At 46.5% G+C, this 23,844-nt stretch carries 18 protein-coding genes; 14 read left to right on the top strand and 4 right to left on the bottom strand.

Annotation, left to right across the window (positions count from 1 at the left end; genetic code table 11):
- The first annotated feature begins 120 nt into the window (after positions 1–120).
- Genes MHN02_RS04935 through MHN02_RS04955 form a run of 5 tightly spaced genes read left to right on the top strand, consistent with a single transcriptional unit; the run spans position 121 to position 8,322 of the window.
- On the top strand, positions 121–1,575 hold the full coding sequence (locus MHN02_RS04935) for a TolC family protein (protein WP_014975604.1): 1,455 nt from the start codon (positions 121–123) through the stop codon (positions 1,573–1,575).
- Entirely contained in the window at positions 1,572–3,050 is a 1,479-nt protein-coding gene (locus MHN02_RS04940) for an efflux RND transporter periplasmic adaptor subunit (RefSeq protein WP_014975605.1), read from the top strand. The genes MHN02_RS04935 and MHN02_RS04940 overlap by 4 nt, the downstream gene beginning before the upstream one ends.
- Complete coding sequence (locus tag MHN02_RS04945) at positions 3,040–6,267, top strand: efflux RND transporter permease subunit (RefSeq protein ID WP_014975606.1); 3,228 nt, start codon at positions 3,040–3,042, stop codon at positions 6,265–6,267. The genes MHN02_RS04940 and MHN02_RS04945 overlap by 11 nt, the downstream gene beginning before the upstream one ends.
- Positions 6,239–6,979, top strand: a complete 741-nt coding sequence (locus tag MHN02_RS04950) for a response regulator transcription factor (RefSeq protein WP_014948173.1) — start codon at positions 6,239–6,241, stop codon at positions 6,977–6,979. The genes MHN02_RS04945 and MHN02_RS04950 overlap by 29 nt, the downstream gene beginning before the upstream one ends.
- Positions 6,973–8,322, top strand: coding sequence for a HAMP domain-containing sensor histidine kinase (locus tag MHN02_RS04955; RefSeq protein WP_014975607.1), 1,350 nt, complete (start codon positions 6,973–6,975; stop codon positions 8,320–8,322). Before MHN02_RS04950 ends, MHN02_RS04955 begins: the two co-directional genes overlap by 7 nt.
- Positions 8,323–8,450: 128 nt before the next feature.
- Here the strand turns inward: MHN02_RS04955 and MHN02_RS04960 are convergent, their stop codons facing one another.
- The gene (locus tag MHN02_RS04960) at positions 8,451–9,263 is read right to left on the bottom strand and encodes a TIGR04211 family SH3 domain-containing protein (RefSeq protein WP_014975608.1); all 813 of its coding nucleotides are present in this window, start codon (positions 9,261–9,263) and stop codon (positions 8,451–8,453) included.
- On the opposite strand from MHN02_RS04960, the gene MHN02_RS04965 reads away from it, so the two are divergent.
- Complete coding sequence (locus tag MHN02_RS04965) at positions 9,226–10,731, top strand: CYTH domain-containing protein (RefSeq protein WP_239244870.1); 1,506 nt, start codon at positions 9,226–9,228, stop codon at positions 10,729–10,731. The genes MHN02_RS04960 and MHN02_RS04965 overlap by 38 nt on opposite strands.
- Before the next feature lie 76 nt (positions 10,732–10,807).
- On the top strand, positions 10,808–11,887 hold the full coding sequence (locus MHN02_RS04970; protein ID WP_049587333.1) for a DNA mismatch repair protein: 1,080 nt from the start codon (positions 10,808–10,810) through the stop codon (positions 11,885–11,887).
- 31 nt (positions 11,888–11,918) lie between these two features.
- Here the strand turns inward: MHN02_RS04970 and mutH are convergent, their stop codons facing one another.
- Positions 11,919–12,596, bottom strand: coding sequence for a DNA mismatch repair endonuclease MutH (gene mutH / locus MHN02_RS04975; RefSeq protein ID WP_014978252.1), 678 nt, complete (start codon positions 12,594–12,596; stop codon positions 11,919–11,921).
- Between the two features lie 113 nt (positions 12,597–12,709).
- On the opposite strand from mutH, the gene rppH reads away from it, so the two are divergent.
- The 7 genes from rppH to MHN02_RS05010 all read left to right on the top strand — a co-directional run bounded on the left by rppH (position 12,710) and on the right by MHN02_RS05010 (position 20,202).
- Positions 12,710–13,252 (top strand): RNA pyrophosphohydrolase, encoded by a 543-nt coding sequence (gene rppH, locus MHN02_RS04980; protein WP_014948179.1) that lies wholly within the window; start codon positions 12,710–12,712, stop codon positions 13,250–13,252.
- A gap of 123 nt (positions 13,253–13,375) precedes the next feature.
- The gene (gene ptsP / locus MHN02_RS04985; RefSeq protein WP_041449920.1) at positions 13,376–15,667 is read left to right on the top strand and encodes a phosphoenolpyruvate--protein phosphotransferase; all 2,292 of its coding nucleotides are present in this window, start codon (positions 13,376–13,378) and stop codon (positions 15,665–15,667) included.
- Between the two features lie 3 nt (positions 15,668–15,670).
- A complete protein-coding gene (locus MHN02_RS04990) occupies positions 15,671–16,477 on the top strand; it encodes a sulfite exporter TauE/SafE family protein (protein WP_014978254.1) in 807 nt (268 codons plus the stop codon).
- A 4-nt stretch (positions 16,478–16,481) separates the two neighbouring features.
- The gene (gene lgt / locus MHN02_RS04995; protein WP_014978255.1) at positions 16,482–17,294 is read left to right on the top strand and encodes a prolipoprotein diacylglyceryl transferase; all 813 of its coding nucleotides are present in this window, start codon (positions 16,482–16,484) and stop codon (positions 17,292–17,294) included.
- Positions 17,295–17,302: 8 nt separating this feature from the next.
- Positions 17,303–18,136, top strand: coding sequence for a thymidylate synthase (locus MHN02_RS05000; protein WP_014978256.1), 834 nt, complete (start codon positions 17,303–17,305; stop codon positions 18,134–18,136).
- Positions 18,137–18,145: 9 nt separating this feature from the next.
- The gene (locus MHN02_RS05005) at positions 18,146–19,216 is read left to right on the top strand and encodes a response regulator (RefSeq protein ID WP_039224447.1); all 1,071 of its coding nucleotides are present in this window, start codon (positions 18,146–18,148) and stop codon (positions 19,214–19,216) included.
- Complete coding sequence (locus tag MHN02_RS05010; RefSeq protein WP_014978257.1) at positions 19,213–20,202, top strand: sensor domain-containing diguanylate cyclase; 990 nt, start codon at positions 19,213–19,215, stop codon at positions 20,200–20,202. The genes MHN02_RS05005 and MHN02_RS05010 overlap by 4 nt, the downstream gene beginning before the upstream one ends.
- Here the strand turns inward: MHN02_RS05010 and MHN02_RS05015 are convergent.
- Together MHN02_RS05015 and MHN02_RS05020 are read right to left on the bottom strand one after the other, a co-directional pair.
- The gene (locus MHN02_RS05015) at positions 20,197–22,383 is read right to left on the bottom strand and encodes a response regulator (RefSeq protein ID WP_239244873.1); all 2,187 of its coding nucleotides are present in this window, start codon (positions 22,381–22,383) and stop codon (positions 20,197–20,199) included. The genes MHN02_RS05010 and MHN02_RS05015 overlap by 6 nt on opposite strands.
- Before the next feature lie 85 nt (positions 22,384–22,468).
- Complete coding sequence (locus MHN02_RS05020) at positions 22,469–23,815, bottom strand: MFS transporter (protein ID WP_239244875.1); 1,347 nt, start codon at positions 23,813–23,815, stop codon at positions 22,469–22,471.
- Positions 23,816–23,844 lie beyond the last annotated feature (29 nt).

The raw sequence follows: 23,844 nt of genomic DNA on the forward strand, positions 1-23,844 counted from the left end.
CCTTGCTCTTTCCTTAACCGGACCTTAACCCTGCGTTTGAAATACTCGTGTCAGTTAATTTAAAGAAGCTGCGCATAGACCTTCGAAAGTATGCTGTGCGCCAAATAATAGGCACAAGTCATGGGCAAGATAAAACTGACGGTAAATAGCATTACCCTTTGCATTTTGCTGTCTGCATGCACAAGTACTGATGACAGAGCGTTGAGCGAATCGGCATCGTCGTCAACAGGTAACAACGTTGTGTGGCAGTCTCAAGCACGGCAACAAGAATCAACACAAACCTTGCTGCTGAATTCGGACACGAGGTTAACCGATGTCATTGATATCAAAGAGTTACCCCTCTTGGCCGGTTACATTGAGGAAGCCCTGTCTTCTAATGCTAGTCTGCAGCAGTCGTTAATAACGCTTAGAAAAGCACAAGTAGCCATTGATAGTGCAAAAGCGGATAGGAACCTTAATGTTGACGCGAGCTTCTCTGCGTCAAAAAGTGAAACCAGCAATAGCAGTGCATCTACCAGCTCAAATACCAGCTCCAGTATGAGCTCTAATTCGATCAGTCCAAGCTATAGCGCGAGCATGAATGTCAGTTGGGAGCTGGACCTATGGCAAAAAATCAGCGATGGAATAAGTGCAGCAAATTTAGATGCAGCAAGTGCCAGAGCCAGCTATCAGTCTGCCAGAGATTCTCTGGTCGCTAACGTAGTAAGAAGCTATATCGACGTACTCACTCAGCAGCAATTACTGAATATTGAGCAGTCTCGGTTAACGGTACTAGAAAATAACGAAGCCGTTATTTTAAAGCGCTATAGCACCGGGCTGGGAAGCCTAGACGATTTAGATACTGCGCGTACAAGCAGTGCAAATACTCGCGCTACTATTGCCCAATATGAAAATGCACTTTTAACAGCAAAGCGCACGTTGGCCGTACTCTTAGGCAGACAAAACCAATCGCTAAACGAGCTCAACACTCAAGTTAGTTTTCCCGACGTGTTATTGCCGCTAACAACTTTGCCGAAACAGGATCTGGCACGTAGACCCGATCTTCAGGCGGCCTTTTATGCGTTAAAAGCAACAGAGTTTGAAGTCGATGTGGCGTACAAAGCCCTGTTGCCAAGCATTAGCTTGTCTGCATCTCTTTCTGATAATGCCTCTACACCTTCACAAGCTTTGTTTACTAACCCTTTATGGAGTTTGCTTGGACAGATGAGCGCGCCACTGTTTCAGGGGGGCGCTTTAAGGGCGCAAATTGAAGATGCAAAGCTAACCTCAGCCAATGCCTGGTGGCAGTATCGCGAAACGTTATTAACGGCGGTACAGGAAACCCAAAATGCGCTGGATAGCGAAACCGCGTTGAGTGCTCGAATTAGCCACACCAACGTGGCGTTAGCAAATGCAGAGCGCAGTGTTTCTACCCTTGAAGGTCAATATCGGCAAGGCCTCGCTGACATCTTGGACTTACTATCCGTGTATGACACGCGTTTTAACCTACAAGCTCAGGCAGTAGAGCTTTACGCCCAGAAACTACAAAACCGAATCGACTTAGGCCTAGCCCTTGGCCTTGGAGTGTCACAATGAGAAACAAACGAATTATTGTAACTTTACTTGCCGCCGCAAGTATTGCGCTAGCGGTTATGTATACCATGATGAATATGGGCGCCCAACATCCCGGCGCAAAACCGCAGACCGAATCAAAGCCAACGTCTCCAGCAATTTCCGCGAATGCTGAGCAACCACAAAATGCCGCTCAGGCAAAGAAACCTGCAGGTGGTGAAAGGCCAGCAGCATTACCTGCTGCCGATAGCGGTGTGAACAGGCTTAACAAGGCAAGCGACACGTCATCAGTTAATACCACTAATCGCAGCCCAAAGGGAGAACAAAGCGGCAATGCTCAGCTGGCTCAAGTAGGCATTATCGATGTAACCGCCGACAGCTATCGCGCTAAGGTGAGGGGGTATGGTCAGGTTGTTCCGCAAGATAGCTTGAGCTTAGTCGCACAGGTTAGTGGTCAAGTTACTGAAATATCTTCGTCTTTTAAAACTGGTGCCCGAGTGGCAAATAACACGGTATTGGCACGTATTGATGACACCAACTATCAACAGGCGTTAGCAAGTGCAAATGCTACCTATCAAGCGGCTGTGGTAAGTCTAGAAGAAGAGCGATTACAGGGTATTCAAGCGAAAGATGAATGGACACGTTCAGGGCTTGATGGTGAACCTTTATCGGCATTAGTACTGCGTGAGCCACAGCTAAAGGCGGCTCAGGCCACTTTGGATGAAGCCGAGCAAAGTGTAAATTCAGCCAAGCGAGATTTGGCGTTTACCTCGTTACGTGCACCTTTTAATGCATTGGTGGTCAGCCGTGACATTGCGCTAGGGAGCTATGTTCAAGCTGGCAGTGCGGTCGCCACACTCTATTCTGCAGATATTGCCGAAGTGGCAATTGGCCTTTCACCTAGCCAATGGGCTCAACTACCTTCTGGTGATGAAACGCAGTTGTCTGGTGATGCCTCCCTTAACTGGCCGGTAACGCTTACCGATACCACTACGGGAAATACCTGGGTTACCAATATCATTCGCGCTGAATGGCATCAAAGTGATACAACGCGTCAGCGTAACGCCATAGCGGTTGTTGAGAAGCCGCTGGCGCAATCAACGCCTCTTTTATTCGGCAGCTTTGTGCAGGCGGACATTGAAGGAAGAGCACTCGACAATGTCTGGAAACTGCCGGCTTCTGCTATCTCGCAAAAGCAAGAAGTATGGTTAGTAATGCCATCTACCGGGCAGTTGGCAAAGTTCACGCCTTCGGTTTTGTTTGAAAGCGAAGGTTATGCCTACATCACCCCACCAAAAACCAGTGAAGTTACGGGCGATATTGTGAGTAATGTTGCGGGTAAAACCTCGGGTAACGCTAGTGGCAACAGCATGTCAGAACAGGTTGGCGAAATACGCCAAGCGCTGGTGGTTGCGCGCCCTTTAAACAGCTATCTGGTGAATACCAAAGTATTGCCTGTAGTGGAAGGGCAAACAGGAGGGCAAGCCGATGACAAGTAATCGAAACGGCGCGCCGTTTGACGGGGGCGAGAGTCCGAAAAACCATAGGAATGGTGGGAATAACTCCCGGGGAATTATCGCTTGGTTTGCGCAGAACTCAGTAGCGGCCAATTTGCTCATGGTCAGCCTTATCGTGCTTGGCTTGGTGTCCATGAACGATATCCGCAAAGAGGCATTTCCAAGTATGGAGCCACGCTTTGTTACCATTTCAATGACATACGATAGCGGTGATCCTAAACAAGCAGAAGAAGGGATTGCTATCAAAATTGAAACCGCGCTGGAGGCAATCCCTGGGATTAAGCGAATTACCTCTACCTCGAACGCCAGCGGCGCCAGTGTGCAGGTAGAAAAGGAAACCGAATACGATTTAGACACGCTTTTCAACGACATCAAAACTGAAGTAGATAGTATTTCTAACTTCCCTTCAGATGCTGAAAACCCTGTTATCAGCAAAGCACGCCGACAAGAACACGCTATTTGGGTGCAGCTTTATGGTGACGTCGACCACGCTTCGCTTCAATACTTGGGTGAGCAATTAGAGCGAGATTTACTGGCAACAGACGACATTCGCGAAGTCAGCGCAGGCAGCTTTGTCGACCCTATGATGTCTATTGAAATAGACGAAGGTAAGCTTCAGGCCTACGGACTAACGCTGTCAGACGTGGCTGATGCCGTTAACCAGGAGTCGAATACCGCGCTTACAACCAGCTTGCGCAACAAAGAAAAGGTGATTCGTTTAAAAGCGTCTGAACAGTCTTACTGGGCGAAAGATTTTGCCAACATTCCGCTCATTACCGATACCAATGGCGTCATACTCACCGTTGGCGATGTTGCTACAGTGCGCGATATGTTTGCCGACGACAGCTATCACTTGTCACGTTACAACGGTACCAATGGCTATGGCATCCAGGTGCTTATGGATGAATATGGCGACGTAACAAAAATGGTACAGCAGGCTCACGAAGTAGTGAACGCATGGCACGAAAAAGGCTTGCTACCTGAAGGCGTAGAGCTTGAAACCTGGTATGACAAAAGCACGCTTATTACCGAGCGATTGACGTTACTTACCAGTAATGCGCTTATGGGCATTGTGTTGGTATTTGTTACTCTTGCCGTGTTTCTAAATCTACGCGTGGCATTTTGGGTGGCGGCTGGGTTGCCCTTTATCTTCTTCGGCACCTTGTACTTCATGACCGACAGCTATACGGGAATGACGCTAAACGAAATGACCACATTCGGTTTTATCATGGCCCTTGGCATTGTGGTGGACGATGCCGTGGTGGTGGGGGAAAGCGTGTACGCCACGCGTAAACAGCATGGCGATACGCTTCAAAACACCATTTTAGGTACCCATAAAGTGGCGGTTCCCACACTGTTTGGTGTACTAACCACAGTGGCCACTTTTTTCGCATTATCGAACGTATCGGGCGGCTTAGGTACCCTTTATTCTCAGTTCGGCACTATCGTTACCTTGTGTTTGTTACTGTCGGTGGTGGAATCGAAGCTGATCTTACCTTCTCATTTAGCCCATCTGCCAACTAAGCAAAAAGCGCGAAGGGGATTAGGTGGCGTATGGAACAAAGTGCAGCAAAAAGCGGATGGTGGACTTCAGTGGTTTAACTACCGCGTGTATCAGCGCCTATTGAAAGTCACCGTAGCCTACCGTTATGCCGCTGTATTGTTGTTTATTGCCTTATTTGTCATGGTGGTTAGCCTACCGCTTACAGGTGCGGTAAGAGTAAGCTTCTTCCCCAGCATGCAGGGCGACACGGTTTCGGCCAATATGTCGCTTTACAGCGATGCCAGCTATGGACAGAACGAACGCAACTTAATGCTGCTAGAGAAAAATGCGCTAGAGGCAGACCGCCAATTAACCCAAGAAAATGGTGCAGATAAAAGTGGTATTAGCAGTTTGCAAGTAACGGCGAGTGGCGATCAAAGCGGCACAATCACCATTTCACTTGATGAAGACTCCTCTTATTCTCTTGATGAATTGTCGGCACGCTGGAATACGTTAACTGGCAATTTAGAAGGCGTAAAAAGTCTAAAAATACGCTCACGCCGAGAGATGGTCGACGGGTTTAACGTTGAAATTAAAAGCATTAACGACGATACCCTGACGGCGGCTAACGATGCCTTTGTTGAGGTACTCAACAACATTGACGGCGTATACGCAGTTGAGAGTTCACTAACACCCGGCGAAGCCATGATGCGCTTTGAACTTACCCCCGAAGGACGAGCGTTGGGGTTGAATACGCAAAGCCTATCGCAGCAACTGTTAAAAGCATTTGGTGGCGAAATTGTTCAGCGCTATTTGCGCGATAAAAACGAAGTAAAAGTGCGGGTGCGTTATCCTGAACAAGACAGAATGAATCCGTCTGATGTAATGAACACGCAAGTGCGTCTGGACGACGGCACCGTAGTACCGCTTTCTGTAGTGGCCAACGTTATTCAAGATGTGCAAGAAAAACAGGTGGTACGTATAGACGGCCTACGCGCCCTAACGGTTAGCGCGTCGGTGGATAGCAATGTTATCACCTCAACCGAACTGGTGAATCACTTAAACAACGAGTTTGTTCCTCAGCTATCGCGTCAGTATCAGGACTTATCGCTTTATTTTGCCGGTGAGGCTGAGCAGCAAGCTGAAACGCAAAGCTCCATGCAGAGCGTGTTTATATTAGCCTTGTTGTCTATTTTTGCGTTGTTGGCGATTCCGCTTAAATCCTACGTACAGCCGCTTATTATTATGACCGCCATTCCCTTTGGTATAGTTGGAGCCATTATCGGCCACTGGTCGAATGGATTAATGTTAAGTCTGCTCTCGCTGAACGGCATATTGGCGCTTAGCGGCGTAGTGGTTAACGACAGCTTGTTGTTGGTTTCACGATTCAACGCTTTGCGAGAAGAAGGTGTGCCGGTGGAAACGGCAGTCATCGAAGCTTGTACCAGTCGCTTACGGGCTGTGTTGTTGACCTCAATAACCACCTTTGTAGGCTTATACCCCATATTGGGCGAAACCTCGGTACAAGCGCAGTTCTTAATTCCGGCAGCTGCGTCGCTGGGTTACGGTATATTGTTTGCCACCGTCATCACACTTTTATTAATACCCGCATTACTGTTAATTTATGACGATGTAAGCCATCTAATGGCAAAGCATTTGGTTAAACCTTTAACGGAGAGTACGGCTAATGATCCGCGTGTTACTAGTGGAAGATGATATGGGCCTGGCGGGCAATATTATCGACTATTTAGAGCTTGAAGACATGGTATGTGACCACGCTGCAAACGGTGTAGCCGCGCTGTCTCTCATCCAAAAGCATCCGTTTGATGTTGTGGTGCTGGACATTAATTTACCGCGACTTGATGGCTTAAGCGTATGTGAGAGGGTGCGGGAAGACGGCAACGATACGCCTATTATTATGCTAACCGCCCGTGACCAGTTGGAAAACAAGCTAGAAGGGTTTCAAAAAGGCGCCGATGATTATTTAGTGAAGCCGTTTGACATGCCTGAACTGGTTGCTCGCGTTTTCGCACTGGCGCACAGGCGTTCATCACAAGTGAAAAAGCTGCGCTTTGGCAACGTAAGTTTAGCAATGGGAAGCGAAGTAGTAAGTGTTGAGAACGTGCCTATTAAGTTAAGCCCCACAGCATTTACGCTGCTAAAGGCATTGTTACAGCAACAAGGAAAAGTTATGCCTCGGGAGCGTCTTCTCGATGCGGTTTGGGGAGAAGATGCGCCAGAGAGCAATGCGCTTAAAGTACATCTTCATAATTTGCGTAAATCACTGGTGCAAGCGAATGCCAGCATTGAGGTAAAAGCAGTAGCCGGCACAGGCTTTTGTGTGACGTTAAAACCAGAACAGTCCAGTTCAGTGCAAAGTACAAGTGCGGAACCAAAAAGTACGAATAAAGGAAACGATCAGTGGTAAATGGCCTTCGCATCAGCTTAAGACGCTACGTCTTGTGGTCGCTATTAAGTTTGGCCGCCGTAGTTATCGTGCTCTTTTCAATACAAAGCAGCGATAGCTTTTTCGATGGTATGGACGGCATGCTGAGAAATACCATGATACGGGCGGCAGAAAGCGCAGAGCTTGATGACAACAAGCATGCTCAAATTCTCGATTTACATGTTTTTGCGAACTACGAGAGTTTGCCTGACGAAGTGAAGCAGAGCTTTTCCAAAGAGAGCTTTATACCGTTTTCACTTATGAAAGATATCAACAAACCTGATTGGTTTTCCCGTCCTATTTCGGCTCACTTTGCCGTGTTAGTTCCGTTAGAAAATGGAGAGTCGCGATACGTTTCCCAAGTGTTTGTCGCGCCACCTTCTGACGGCAAAAAACACTTTAGAATAAACCATGTTATTTACAGCGCCATTGTGGGCGTAGTTGCACTGGTTTCGTTTTTTGTCGCCTTGCTTTTTCTTATGCGCAGCGTGTCTCGCCCGATAGAGTCATTGCAGAGGTGGGCGGCGTCTTTGGATGAACAAGAGCTCGATAAGCCTATCCCGGAGTTTCGTTATAAGGAACTTAACGCGCTAGCAGGGATGATACATGGCAGTTTGCAAAACGTGCGCAACACCCTAAATCGAGAACGGGAATTTGTTAACCATGCGAGTCACGAGCTTAGAACGCCGATTGCCGTCATTAGAAGTAGCGCGGCATTACTGCACAGAGTGATCGATAGTGAAAATACTAAAGGCAATAACGCGCTTGCGCGGGTGGATCATGCCTCAAAAACCATGGCAGATTTGACCGAAACTCTACTTTGGTTAGGAAGAAATGAAGAAGCAGCTTTACCCAAAGAAAAGGTTAATCTTAAAGCAATGGTTGAGGCTCTAAGCCAAGATTTAATGTATTTGCTGTCGGGAAAAGACGTGAGTGTGCAGCTGCAATTGAGCGATTGTGAGTTAACGCTTGCGAAAACGGCGAGCGAAATTGTGATAGGAAATGTGATTCGAAACGCTTATCAGCACACGCAGCAAGGAAGAGTCACAATAAGTCTTTCAGATGCAACGCTAACTGTGCTCAACGAAGAGGACGGCCTTGAAGAAGAGGCGCTTAACGAAAAAGACCAAGCGACTTTATCTGCGCCGACTACCAGTGAGTTAGATGGCGGATTTGGAATAGGGTTAAAACTCATTGATAAGCTTTGTGCGAAGCTTAAATGGGGTTATGCACATGAGAGGATAACAGCGCAAGGTTCACATGATGACCAAGGTGATGTTTCTCGTATGATAAGAGGGTATAGAGTGGTGCTTACGGTACGATAATAGGCGCATATAACTCATCAAAGTGTTTTCACTTTGTCACTTCTAATCCATTTACCGAAACGAGCTCAATAAAAAACGCCGATGCTAACATCGGCGTTTTTTCGTTTTTTAGCGTCTAGTTATAAACACTACATCCACTCGCTGCTTCTGCGTTTGCGCTTGGGAAGGTAAGTCAGCATTACGCCCAGTAATATACCCACACCGGCTACCATACCACCGCGTGTAAACCAGGTAACCAGCTCATCTTTATTCGCGCTATCTACTTTGGCGGTAAGACGAGTTATCTCAGAGGCTTGTTCCTCGCTAGTTGTTGTAAGCTTCGATACCTGCTGACGTGCATCGTTAAGCTGCTGGCGAAGTCTGGCGTTTTCAGACTGCGCTGTTTGCAGTGCGCTTTGGCTCTCAGCTAGCTTCTCACTTATGATTGGCAATTGCTCGGCTTGCGACATGGTATTTGACACAAAGCGGCTTTCAACCCAGCCTTCACGGCCTTCGTTGTCGGTAATTTGCGTGAATTCAGCATCGTTATCGCGTGCAAGCACAGTAATAGGTGTACCTGCTTCAATTGAACCTAGAATACGGTAGTTACGACCAGGTCCAGTATGCATAAAGATAAACAAGTCATCTCTTATGTAATGCGAAGAAGACGCTTCTAAATCAGCGGTATCTTGTAGCGAAAATGCTTGAAAAGAGCATGCAATAAGGGCTGCTGCTAACCACTTTCGAATCATATGAAGTCCAATTTTAGAATTTAAAACGTGAAGATGGTATTGGTTGACCGCGATAAAGGCAAGTTTGTTCCACTTTTGTCTAATTAAAGCATCTTGTTTCATGGTGCCAGCATTGCGAAAAGTAAGCGACAAAGGTAAGGTGTCAGCATCATAAGCTGTGCCTAGCGCAACCATGTCAGAAATAGAATTAAAATTTGTAACGGGTGACAACGCCCACCATGCGTTTAGTCAACGTGTACTTCCTCTTTTCGAAAAAAACAGTATTCAGGTTAACTCTCATCGTGAAATGCGCCTAGAGAACGACTATTACGATACAGATAAGCTCGATTTTCAAAACAATAAAATGGGCTTTCGTGTTCGAGGTAACAATGGTGAATACGAACAGACGCTAAAGACTAACGGCGTGGTCAGCGGTGGTCTGCACAAACGCATGGAATACAATGTGAGCCTTGATAATTCAAGGCCCGACCTCACGCTATTTGAAGCCGGCGCTTGGCCCCAAGATTGGGACGTGGCGGCAAAAAACACGCGTCTATCTAAACAGTTTAGCACTCACTTTACTCGCAATGCCTATGTGGTTAGTGTGGGTGAAAGTGTGGTTGAGATTGTGCTGGACTGTGGCGAAGCAAGTACAGAAAAAGCTAGTTCCCCAATCAACGAAATAGAGCTTGAGTTGATGTCAGGCGATATCAACAGTTTGTTTACGTTGGCGGTGTTAATAAACGACAACATGCCGGTACGCCTTAGTGATGTATCAAAAGCGGCGCAGGGATATCAATTACTTCACGGTTTTAACGCTAAAGTTCGACACCTGCCAGATTTCCTTGCGCTTGAAGACACAACCACCACGGAAGAAGCATTTAGCCACGCGGTTCAAACTGCATTGGCGCATTGGCAGCACCACGAGCATGTGTTTTGCGAAAGTGGCTCAATAAAAATGCTCGCAGAAGTCGCCAAGAGTGTACGCTTGTTACTTCAAAGTGTTTCGCTTTACTTGCCGGTTCTGCAGTGCCCTGAGCTACTAGCCCTGCATAAAAAACTGGTCACCCATGCGCAAAAGTGGGGCTGGCAAGACGACTTACAAAGTTTGCGTTACTTGCTCTCTAAAAAGAGCATGTTTAACAAAACACTCAGCAAACATCCTGCAGTAGTAAGCTATTTGCAAGGACGACAAACAGGCTTAATGCAGGCTCATGAGCCTGAAAAGCTGTTTTTCGACAACGATGCCACAGACATTAAGCTACACGCCATAAGTCTTATTCAGAATAAGCCGTGGCGAAAAGTCGCAACGGGTTTTGACCATCCGGTGCTTGATCATGCAAAAGGTTGGCTGTCGCAAGGTTGGCAAACTGTACAGCAAAGCATGCCGCTAAATAAAACCATGGGGCCTGCCAATTACAGCGCTGTAGAAGTAATGCTTAGGCAGACATTATGGAGTGGATTTCTGCTGGGTGACTTGTTTGTAGAAGAGCGGGGTAATTTTCGCGCACCGTGGTTAGATTTGCTCACTGGTATTGATGAGCTGAATGCGCTGCTTATGTTAAAGCAGTCGATAGACGACGCCGAAGTAGACTCCCATGACGAAGTGCGTAAATGGACAGCAGAGAAACTCAGCACGCTTATTCGAATTATGGAACGAACTCGCACAGTGGCTATGCAACGTGACGTTTACTGGTAATTGTTTTCTATGCATATGTGGTTACTGTAAACATGCACGGTAAAGGCAACTCGAATCTCAAGGATGGAGGGCGCTGATGACCTCAGCCATAAATGACTATTTCCTTTACGCACTGCTTGGCATTTATGCCATTGGCTTTGTGCGTCTGTTTGTTCAAAAAGTCAATTTACGCAGTGGACGCTGGCTAACGGCAGCGTTTTTGTGCTGGCCTGTGTTTATGCTGGATGAGTGGCTTCGTATGGCAAATGCCACAGGGCTGGCTAGTATCTACGGGTTATCAGAAGTATTTGCTGTAATCGCGATTACGTGTTGTTACCGCGCAATAAAACCCATGCTGTTAGCTTATCCTACGGCACGAAAGCGGCTGTGGTGGCCGGTAGTAGTGACCGGCGTTTTTCAGTGCGCCATTCTCCTGATACCCGTAGACGATAAGCAGCAATGGCTCTCATCGTCTCCTCATGGTCAGCCTCTGCTATTGTGGCCTGCCTATATTGCATCACTGTTAACGGGGTTTAGCGTGTTGCTCATAGGTATTCTTATTACCGAGCATATTCAAATGTACCATAGGCACTTACCAGAGCAGGCGGTGGATATAAAAAACCTGAAAATGCCTAGGCTTGCCGGAGTAATGGGAAGCTTGGTTGGCGTTGCGTTTATGAGTATTCTACTTGTGACGGCCGCAACATTCGGCTTCTTCCCTGTTCCTTTTTGGGAAGGGTTTCATCATCTGATGATTGGAACGGCAATTCTAATTGTACTGTTTTCACTAACCTTTATACGACGGACGTCCCCGTCGCCACTCGATTACGAACGCTTAGATGAAGGCAAGGCAACGCCTTATGAAATTAGCAGTATTATTTCTAAAGCAGAACGCTACACCATAGAATCAAAGGCGTACAAGGTTCGCTTCCTTACCCTCAGTGAGTTTTGTAAAGGGGCAGATATCGACCCCACCTCGCTCGCTTTGGCCTTGCAACTTACTGAAAAGAAAAACTTTAGACGTTTCATTTTCCACTACCGCTTAGAGTACGCCAAGAATGTACTGCTGCGCAGCGACGCTAAACTTGAAGCTGTGGCAAAACGCATGGGGATAAATTCAGAAAAGTTTTTGAGTGAATATTTGGTTAAACACCTAAACTCCACGCCGCTAAGATAACAAGAGTATTGTGCTAGACGTTGAGTTCGCGTTAGCCACCAAATGCATTTATCAATATTTGATGGGTGAAGGTTTTACGTAAATAAAAGCCGCGAGGACGGGTTTTAATACGCTGACCTTCTGGCCCCAACGCGTCGGTGAGCACTTTCCCGTTTGCCGCCTTAGGACGAATGTGTAAGGCCTCGCCTTGACGAGAGGTGATCGACTCGACCTGTCCAGTTGCAATTTGCTCGACCAGTTCCTCCCAATCGTGTCTCAATACCGAATCTTCGTGTTCATTCGGTCGCCAGTAAAAGCCTGTTGCTACCCGCCTGTGGGCCAGTGGAATAGCTCTGTCACCTTCAATAGGTAGCCACAATACCTGCTGTAGTTTGTTTCGCACGTTAGACGTTTCCCATGTAATGCCGGGCGTCATCAAAAGCGGGGCAAAACAGACGTAGGTGGTTTCTAAAGGCGAAAAATTAGCGTCGATGGGGATAGTTTTAAGCTCAATGCCAAGTTCAGGAAAGTCCTGCTGAGGCTTCGAACCTGCACTCGCGCCCAGCCACTTCTCTATCAGCATGCCTGGCCACCCCTTATGACGTTGTAAATTGGCCGGAATGGCTATATTTGCCATGTCCGCAAGCTCTCCAAGCGTCAAGCCTGCTATCGCATGACAACGGGCTAAAAGGCTATCTGGAGATGACGGGGGAGACGCTGGTGGCTGCATAAATATGGTTAATTTCCTGTTTGAAAAGCGGGTACGAATATTAAGACTATGATTGGAGCATAGTTTGTGGAAGAATGAAAACATATAACAGTATAGTGTGCCCGGGAGTCTATGTGATAGATGCCGATGGATTCCGTGCGAATGTGGGCATAGTGATTTGCAACAAAATGGGTCAAGTATTTTGGGCAAGACGTTATGGTCAACATTCATGGCAGTTCCCTCAAGGCGGAATTGATGAAGGGGAATCTGCTGAACAAGCTATGTACCGCGAGCTTCACGAAGAAGTAGGGCTGACACCGAAAGATGTCACTATTTTAAGTGTTACCCGTAACTGGCTTAGATATAAGCTGCCGAAGCGATTAATTCGACAAGGCAGCAACCCTGTTTGTATAGGGCAAAAACAAAAATGGTTCTTGTTGCAGCTCGATTGTAACGAGCGAGACGTTAATGTACTTAAAACAGGTCATCCTGAATTCGATGACTGGAGGTGGGTAAGTTACTGGTATCCAATAAGAAACGTTGTATCGTTTAAGCGCGATGTATACAGACGAGTAATGAAAGAGTTCTCGCCTGTAGTTATGTCTGCGCAGCATCGGCCTCAACAGCGCCAAAACGCAGCGCCACATAAACGTGGCAAGAAACGCAGGCGTGGATAAGCATATGCGAAGTTCAGGTACGCTAAACAGAGGTGTGCAATATTGCGGTGTGCGGAGTAAGCAGCGAGTAAACTGCGAGTAAAAAAGGAAAAACCGGTGAGCCCTCAGAGCCAGCAAGGAACAATGTTAACCACGTTAAAACGTATCGTGCAGGAAATGAATCAAATTCCTGCTCTCGATACGGCGTTGTTTAGGCTAGCCTCGCGGGTTAAACAGACCCTAGATGTCGATTCATGCTCTATTTATCTTGCCGATTACGACACCCAAGAATTTATCCTTAAAGCCACTGACGGACTGCATCCCGATGCAGTCGAGCAGGTACGCATTGGCTTCTCAGAAGGGCTTATCGGGCTGGTAGGTCAGCGGGAAGAGCCTCTTAATATCGTTAATGCTCATAGCCATCCTCGATTCAAACATTACCCCGAAGTTCAGGAAGAAAACTATAACGCCTTTTTAGGTACGCCTATTATCAACCAACGGCGTGTGCTTGGTGTTATTACCCTTCAGCAATCACAAATGCGCCGCTTCAGTGAAGACGAAGAAGCATTTTTAGTCACCCTTGCTGCGCAGCTCGCGTTAGAAATAACCAATGCTGATATTCGCGGGGCTTTGACGCTGTCAAATTCGAACGACAATACTGCGCGGCAAAAAAATGTGCGTGGTATTGCGGGTTCTCCAGGCCTTGCTATTGGCAAGGGAGTGTCTCCAGACAAATCTATAAACCTTAAAAACTGGGTCGTAAAGCGCACGCAATCTCCTCAAGATCAAATTCAACTCTATCGCAAAGGGGTTGAAGTTACGCGAGGTCATGTCGATGCGTTATCGAAGCGGTTAGATGACGGCATTCCCGACGATGTTAAATCCATTTTTCAGTTGTATCATCATCTGCTAGATGCCAACAGCCTTGGGCGGGAAGTAGAAGAAAAAATTCGCCAAGGTTGGGATGCGGCGTCTTCATTGAAAATGGTCGTAGAAAGCTATGCCGCGCGCTTTCAGGCAATGGACGACCCTTACATGCAAGAGCGTGCCATTGATATTGTCGATTTATCCGACCGTATTCTTGCCAACATTTTGTATGAAGCGAATGGCAAAAAGGTTACTGAAAAAACGATAACCGAAGCCAGTATTCTCGTAGCTGATGAAGTCTCAGCGCCTATGCTTGCCGAATTTCCAAGAGGTAAGCTAAAAGGCATTATTTCTATTCGCGGTTCAAATAACTCTCACGCGGCAATATTGGCTAGAGCCATGGGCGTGCCTGCAGTGATGGGCTGTCAAAACGTTACGCCAGCACTACTCGAAGACAAAGAGATTTTGCTTGATGGGTATTCAGGCGAGGTCATTGTATCGCCTGAACGTAACATCAAGTCTGAATTTATACAGCTCATTGAAGAAGAGTCGGCCATCGCAGAGAAAATTGACGCCGAGGCTGATAAACCTTGCGAAAGTGTTGATGGCTGTAGAATGTCTCTTTATATCAACGCTGGCCTTTCAGCTGAAGTCGAGCTAAACGCTGAACAAATTGGTGCGGGTGTAGGGCTTTATCGCACTGAGATCCCCTTTATGTTACGCGAGCGTTTTCCTTCAGAACAAGAGCAAGTAAAGCTGTATCGCCAAGTGCTTGAGGCCGCGCCTTCATTGCCTATCACTATGCGTACTCTCGACGTAGGAGGCGATAAGCCACTACCGTACTTCCCAATTAATGAAGAAAACCCATTTTTGGGGTGGCGAGGCATCCGCCTAACCCTTGACCATCCAGAAATTTTCTTGGTTCAGGTTCGCGCCATGCTGCGTGCAAGTGTAGGCCTAAACAACTTGCAAATTATGCTGCCTATGATCTCCACCGTATCTGAAGTGCAGGAGTCTAAGCGACTAATTAATCAGGCATATTATGAAATTTGTGATGAGATTGCAGAGTCAGGACAAACGTTAACCAAGCCTAAGTTAGGTATTATGCTAGAGGTACCGTCGGTACTTTATCAGCTACCTCAATTGGCAAAGCACGTGGATTTTTTTTCGGTAGGCAGTAACGACCTGACCCAATATCTGCTCGCGGTGGATAGAAACAATACGCGGGTGGCAGGGCTCTATAACAGCTATCATCCTGCGGTATTAGGGGCGCTTTACGACGTGGTTCAAAAAGCCAATCAAAATCAAGTGCCCGTGACTATCTGCGGTGAAATTGCGGGTGAGCCTGCGGGTGCGTTACTGCTAATGGGAATGGGTTATCGCCGCCTAAGTATGAACGGCTTTAACTTAAGAAAAATAAACTGGCTTATTAGAAAAGTCACGCTGGATGAATGTAAGCAGTTACTGTCATTGGCGCTCACCTCTGTTAGCCAAGAAGAAGTTTTTGTGCACTTGAATCAATATCTTGAAACCAAGGGCCTGGGAGGCCTTATCCGAGCAGGTGCTTAAGGAATGGATCCATTAGTTGTAATAATTATTAGCTGCCTTATTTTAGGTTCTGTGGTAGGTGTTTTGGCGGGTATGCTGGGCATTGGCGGTGGGCTTATCATCGTTCCTGTATTGTCGTATTTGCTTATACATTTCATGGGAATGACCACTGAAACCGTAATGCCAGTCGCTATCGCTACCTCATTATCTACCATCATCTTCACAGGAATGTCGTCGGCCTTCGCACATTACAAACTGGGTAATATTCAAAGGCATGTTGTGCTTTACACAGGCTTAGGTATTGCTTTTGGCGCATTTGCCGGAGCTCAGGTAGCAAGCCATATTTCGGGTGAACTGCTTAAAGATGTGTTTGCGGTGCTGGTTATTTTAATTGCGATGCAGATGATATTTGGTAAGCAAAAAGCCTCAGAAAATGACGCATCAAAAGGTACGCTTGCGACTGTTGGTGGTGGAGCTGGCTTACTAAGTGCACTTATGGGGATTGGTGGCGGAGCATTATTGGTACCTGCGCTGGTATGGTTTCGTGTTAATGTACGGGCGGCAATTGGCTGTGCAGCCTTTTGCGGGCTCATTATTGCCGTTTTTGGTACCACGAGTTTTATCGTGGCCGGTTACAATGCGATAGATGTACCAGAACATAGTTTAGGTTATGTGTATTTACCGGCAACAGCTGGTATTGTTGCCACCTCTATGTTTACCGCAAACATAGGTGCAAAGCTTGGGCAGCGAGTAAATGTTCGTGTGTTAAAAGCGATGTTGGCGTGCTTACTCGTGTTGGTGAGCATTAGAATGATTTTAGGAATTGAATAAAGTAATGGAACAGAGCAGTTATCTGGTATTTCCCAGTATCGACCCCGTTATCTTCAGTGTCGGTCCGTTAAGTGTCCGCTGGTACGGCCTTATGTATTTGGTGGGCTTTATCGCCGCTTACCTATTGGCACAAAAGCGTCTTTCACAAACCAACTGGAGCCGTGAGCAGTTAAGCGACCTGCTTTTCTGGAGCTTCGTTGGCGTAATATTAGGCGGTCGAATAGGCTATGTGCTTTTCTACCAGTTTGGTATGTTTCTCGACGATCCCTTGTACTTATTCAAAATTTGGGCTGGTGGAATGTCCTTCCACGGCGGGCTTTTAGGGGTGCTAACAGCCTTATTCTGGCGCGCCAAGTGTATGAACACGACCTTCCTTCGACTAGGCGACTTTGTTGCCCCGTTAGTACCCATCGGCTTGGGTGCTGGACGCATAGGTAACTTCTTAAACGCTGAACTTTGGGGGCGTAGCACCGATGTGCCTTGGGCGGTCATTTTCCCCAACGCGGGTAATATCCCCCGTCACCCATCACAGCTTTACGAGTTTGCGCTTGAAGGCGTACTACTCTTTATTATCCTATGGCTATATTCTGCCAAAAAGCGTCCAGTAGGGGCGGTCAGCGGCTTGTTCTTACTTGGTTACGGCACCTTCCGGTTTATCGTTGAATACTTCAGAGAACCCGACGCACATATTGGCTTATATCAAATGGGACTAAGCCAAGGGCAACTTCTTTGTTTACCTATGATAGCTTTAGGAATAGGATTAATAGTCCGTGCTTACATGCGCGGAAAAGACCATGTTGAACAGCAAAAAATATAAGAATAACGATGAAAGAATATCTCGCTCTAATGCGCCATGTACGTGATACGGGTGTGAAAAAGGAAGATCGAACTGGTACAGGTACGTTAAGTGTATTCGGCTATCAGATGCGTTTTAATCTACAGGAAGGTTTCCCCTTGGTGACAACAAAGAAGTGTCACCTTAAATCCATTATTCACGAACTGCTTTGGTTTCTTAAAGGCGAGACAAACATCGCTTATTTGAAAGAGCACGGTGTGAGTATTTGGGACGAGTGGGCTACCGAAGAAGGCGAGCTTGGTCCGGTTTATGGACACCAGTGGCGCAGTTGGGATCGCGGTGATGGCACATCGGTAGACCAGATTGCCGAAGTGGTTGAGCAAATCAAAAACAATCCAGATTCTCGTCGACTTATCGTTAGCGGCTGGAACCCTGCGGTACTCCCTGATACCAATTATTCTCCTAAAGAAAATGCAGCGATGGGCAAGCAAGCACTGCCACCTTGCCATACACTTTTCCAATTTTATGTATTAGACGGTAAGCTTAGCTGCCAACTTTACCAGCGAAGCGGCGATATTTTCTTGGGCGTTCCTTTCAATATTGCAAGTTATGCTTTATTGACCATGATGATGGCGCAAGTGTGTGATTTAGAGCCCGGCGATTTTATTCATACGCTAGGCGATGCGCATTTGTATTCAAACCATCTTGAACAGGTAGAGTTGCAGCTAAGTCGTGAGCCTTTCGAGCGCCCAACTATGGAAATTAATCCTGATGTGAAAGATATCTTCGGGTTTTCCTTCGACGACTTCACGCTTAAAAATTACCAGTCACACCCACACATTAAAGCCCCTGTTGCCATATAAGGAGTTACCATGAGTACTCCTATATTAATATGCGACGACTCAGGTTTCGCAAGGCGCCAGATGGCGCGCAGTTTACCTGATGGGTGGGACGTGGATATTTCGTTTGCCGAGAATGGTGAGCAAGCCCTCGCGCTTGTTCGCGAAGGCAAAGGCGATGTGGTGTTTCTCGACTTAAACATGCCGGTAATGGACGGTTATCAAACCATGGAAGCCATTCGCCAACAGGATCTTCCTTGCTTGGTAGTTGTCGTTTCCGGTGATGTACAAGCGCAAGCGCGAGAAAAAATGCTCGCTCTTGGTGCCCTGGATTTCATAAGAAAGCCAATTGATAACGAAAAACTCAGCCACATCCTAGCCTCTTACGGGATTTACAGTGGCGAGACGCATTCTTCTGGTGCGAGCTTACAAAAAGCGCAAGACGATAGCGACTCAAATGCCGTTTTAGCTAAGCGCCAGATGAGTAAAGAAGATCAATTAGACGCATGTCGTGAAATGGTCAATATTGCCATGGGGCGTGCGGGTGAGAATCTTGCTCAACTGCTAGGTGAATTTATTGATTTGCCTATCCCAAACGTCAACTTAATTGAAAGCAACGAACTGTCTATGGCGGTTGCGGAAATTAATCGTAACGACAGCGTGTCGGCAGTTTCAAAAGGCTTTATTAGTGAAGGTATAAGTGGCGAAGCGCTGGTCATTTTTAACGACACAAACTCTCAAAACATCGTTGAACTATTAAAATATCCGCCGTCGGCTTCCTCAGACAAACTAGCGCTAGAAGCACTAATGGATGTTTCCAATATTCTTATCGGTGCCTGTTTAAACGGTTTGTCAGAGCAGTTAAATGTCGCCTTTAGCCACACGCATCCGGTGTTACTGGGGCAGCACCAAGGACTATCAACGCTTTTAAGTGATAACGTGCAGCGTTGGGGCAAGCTCATGGCTATCGAAATAGGTTATGCCATTAAGGCCAGAGATATTTCCTTTGACCTGCTGTTGCTATTTCCTGGTGATGCCATGAACCATATCTATTCTCGGCTGCTCGATGATGACGCTGTCACACAAGACAAGGAAAGTCTATGAATGCATCTACAGACGCACTTTCCACCGGTGCTTTAGTTAATTCTTCTCAAGTACCCGCAGAGCTTCTCGATTCCATTGAAGTGGGCATTGCAGTGCTAGACCGCAACTTCAAGGTTCAAGTGTGGAACAAGTTTCTTGAAAACCATGGTGCAAAGAAAGCGGAAGCAATCATTGGACACAGTCTTTTTTCTCATTTCCCGGAAATAGAAGAAAAATGGCTGAGAACCAAAGTCGACCCTGTGTTCAATTTGAAGAGCCCGGTGTTTATTATTTGGGAGCAGCGCCCTTACTTGTTTAAGTTTGGTTGTAATCGTCCTGTAACCAGCGCTGCAGAGTTCATGTACCAAAACGTGACCATGTTCCCTATTGTTGATAAGCGCGGCAACGTAGAGCGGTTTTGTATGCTTGTTTACGATGTCACTGAGCAGGCGCTCGGTAAGCGTGGAATGGAGCATCTTAACGAAGAGTTGAAAACTGCGAGCCGCGTGGACGGTCTAACTGGACTATATAATCGTCGCTACTGGCAGGAACGCTTTGATGAGATGCACAAACTTTGTGTGCGGAGAGAAAAGCCAAGTACTGCGCTTATGCTCGATATCGACCATTTCAAACGCATTAACGATACTTATGGTCATCAGGCTGGGGATAAGGTGATTAAGATGTTAGCAGCGCTGATTAAGCGCTGTGTGCGGGAAACCGACCTTGCAGGGCGCTACGGCGGCGAGGAATTTGCCATTATTCTGAATGACTCTTCAGTTGAAGATGCCAAGATAGTGGCCGAACGTATCCGACAATTAGCACAGCGTTTAGTGGTAGAACACGAAGGTGAGTCAATAAGTTTCACTGTTAGTTTAGGCCTTGCACAATTCTCTCCTGATTTTAAAGGAGCGATGGCATGGCTTGAGTGTGCCGATCAGGCGCTTTATGAAGCAAAAGAAAACGGCCGAAATCAATATCGCATTTATGCAGCGCCTGGCGCGTTATAGTGCTAGGCGTAGGGTGTTTTTGAGCTCTTGAAAGGTGACAGGCTTCACTAAGTGGTATCGAATACCTGCCTGCAGCGACGCTTCTTTATCGCTCCTGTGAGCATTGGCCGTAAGGGCAATGATTGGAAGGTCAGGGTGACCTTCTTTCATTATTTTAGCGACTTCCAAACCATTCATATCTGGTAAGTTGATATCCAACAGCACACAGTCAAACGCACTTTCACTCACTCTAATAATAGCGTCGTCACCGGTGTAACTCACGGTAACTTCGTGGCCCATACATTGAAGCATATACTCCACCATTTCTGCATTAATGGGCTCGTCTTCTACCAGTAACACATTGGCCTTTTTCGTTGTTTCAACAACTCTTGCGTTACTTGCTGTAAGGTGATGGAGCGCATCTACAAACCGGTTTCTATCGATGGGTTTAACAAAACTTTGATAGATGGGCAGTTCACTGTTTGCAATAATGTTGGCAATATCTGGGGTTGCTGACAACACAATAACGGGCGGTACCCGTTCACCAAAAATCGCCTTAAGCGTCCTCACTAGTTCAAGACCATTCATGCCCGGCATATACAAATCTGCAATAATGCCTGAAAACTGGAGTATTTCTTCGTGCAGATTGAGCAAGTTCGCACCAGATGAAAACGTGCGTGCGCTAAAGCCCTCTTTGGTAATAATTGACTGTAAATGCAGCCTAGATATCTCTAAATCGTCAACTACGGCGAAGGTCGCATTAGACGGTGCTGAATTTGTAGCGGGAAGGTCCTCAATAGGTTTCAGAGGCAGTAAAATTTTAAACTCTGTACCAACTCCAACTGTACTGGTTACTTGTAGTGCACCGCCCAGCTTATCAACGCTGCGTTTAGCTACAGACAAGCCAATTCCTGCCCCCGGGAAGCGTTGGCCAGTTGAGTGTTCGCCGCGATAGAAGCGTTCAAACATACGCTTTTGCGTCGCCTCATCAATTCCTATTCCAGTGTCACTAATTATAATAACGAGAAAAATCCCTTGGTTTTTCACCAAGGTTGTAACGGTGACGTCGATCAGTCCATTAGCCGTAAATTTAACGGCGTTATCAAGAATGTTAACTACTACTTTAGAAAGGGCGACAGGATCCGTTTCTGCGTAATGGGGCACACTGTGACTACAGTGCATATTAAATTCGATTTTTTTGTCTTTTACGCGTACAGAAAACGGCGAGATACATTCGTCGAGCAAGCTGATTAGGTCGACATCTGAAAAGTGCAGGTCGTCTTCAGTGTTATTGGTTAATACATCAGTAAGGTTGTTGGTAAGATTAAGAAGTCGATAGCTGGATTGTTCAGCCTGCTGAATTAGTCTGGTACGCTGTTCTTCCATGTTAGGAATAAGGTTAAGAGCACTGATAATTGCACTTATTGGCGCTCTGAATTCATGGCTAATCAGCTGCAAAAACTCTTTGTTTTGCAAATCTCTATCGTCATCCACCATGGCAAGTCTCAACTTCGATTTACCAAACTTTTTAGGCGACTTGTTTGCGTTACTTTTGTAAAAAAGCCATGCAATAAAATACCAAAGTACAATGACGACTGCGCCCAAAATAGTAGTGAGAAGCATCTTATTGCGCAATGCCTGAATACGCAGTAACAACGCGTTTTCTTCCGCCTGCATGGCATTGACCATAGGCAGCAGGCTAAATTGCTGTTGAATACGTTGCGTTGCGTCGGCTATCGGCAACTCAATAAGAGTATGAAGTAAATCTAGTGTGGTTTGCGCGACCTGCCGTGCAGACGCGCTATTCAATCCTTCTTTTGCTATTGCAAAATCTCTTTCGGATAAGACTGTGGGCGATATTGCTTGGCCTGCACTACTGCGAAGGTATTCAGATATACCTTGAACGGTGACCTGTAGCTCGCGCTTTAAAATAGTGTAATTCGCGGGTCCAGAAAACGCGCTGTTCTCCATCCGAAACGTAAATTGATTGATACTAGACTCAGTGGCAAGAATATTGTCCTCTAAATAACTCTGCTGCTTTAAGGCTGTTATGAGTGCTTGTTGCTTGCTCATCAGCGCGATTAAAACCGCAATGACAACCATAGCGATCAACAGTGCTGTAACACTCACTTTTGAAAAAGTGAATGTCCGCGAAATTGATGATGATTTGCGCTGCGACTGGCCAGCCTGGTTTGAGCTCACGTTCATCCTTGCAAGTAATATGTGGTAGAGATACCTAACTTAAATGTAGGCAACTAACGCTAACTTGCAAGGAAGTAGAAAAAAATTACGGTGACTCAACGCGCTTTATGTGGTGCCTAATTGAATACAAAAAGCAAAGGCTGGGAATTACCATGACTGCTGTGAGAATAAAGAACAAGCTCCAATTGCCTTCAAGACTATCTACAACAAAGCCGCTGCTAGAAGCGACCAAGGTTCTGCCCGCAACACTCAGGGAGGCCATGAGTGCGTATTGGGTTGCACTAAACGCCCGATTACACAATAGTGAGATAAACGCGACCATAGCAACGGTGCTCCAAGCCCCTGTAAAGCCATCGACAATAACGGTTATGGCTAAAAGAGATGTGGAAGGGCCTGTTTGCGCGATCAGTGCAAATAGTAAGTTAGACGCGGCCATGGCCACACCCGCAATCATTAATCCGCGGTAAATACCGTAGCGAATGTTAACTAATCCACCTAATAGTGAAAACACAATGGTTACCCACCAGTTGAGCAATTTTGAGTAAGTAGCGATATCGCTATTAGAAAAGCCAATTTCTTTATAAAACACGATACTCATGCGGCCTAGAAAGGCTTCACCGATTTTAAATAGAAAGATAAACAGTAAAAACGACGCCGCTAATTTAACGCCGTTTCGATTGAAAAATTCGGCGAATGGCGTGACCAGAGTAGTTTGTATCCAGTGAAAAACGGGAGACTGCTTTGTATCTTTGGCTGTTATCTTTTCAAGCAAGGCTTCGCGGTCAATTTGTGGCTCGTTCGCTAAACACGTGGCGCACATTAATAAAGCCATGAGAGCACCGAGTAAAAGATAAATGTTTGGCCAAGTCCAAGATGTCATGTCAGCCAAGAAGAACGGGATAGCACCAAGCCCGCCATACCCTGTCCACCAGCCAGCGGTGGCGACTGAAGACGCAGCTGACATGCCGTCTTTGTCGTCTTGGGCAATACAGTCAATGCGAAAACCATCGATGGCGATATCTTGCGTGGCTGAGGCAATAGCAATAAGCAAACCGATTAATGCAACATAAAACAAATCTTGGTCTGCAGTGAGTTGAGACATCACTAAACACAGCAAAACTACACAGCCTTGCATAGTGAAAATCCAACCTCGTCGTTGACCCAATAGTGGGGGCTTGATTTTGTCGACAAGCGGAGACCAGAGAAAATTAAAAGAGTATGTCGCGAAAATAATGCCGAATAAGCCGATGGCCGAGCGAGACAAACCTTCATCTTTGAGCCAAGCAGATAGCACTGAACCAATCATGATCCAAGGGAAGCCACTGGAAATGCCGAAAAGTAATATACTGAGGTATCGTTTGTCGTTAAACGTTTTTAAAGCGTTGAGCAAAACTGCGGCCTTAGGCAAGAATACAAAAGCATATTGAGCCATGAACCACAGTGAGAAGCAATAACGCGTTG

The organism is Alteromonas sp. CNT1-28, assembly GCF_022348345.1.
In the GTDB taxonomy this organism is placed as follows: domain Bacteria; phylum Pseudomonadota; class Gammaproteobacteria; order Enterobacterales; family Alteromonadaceae; genus Alteromonas; species Alteromonas macleodii.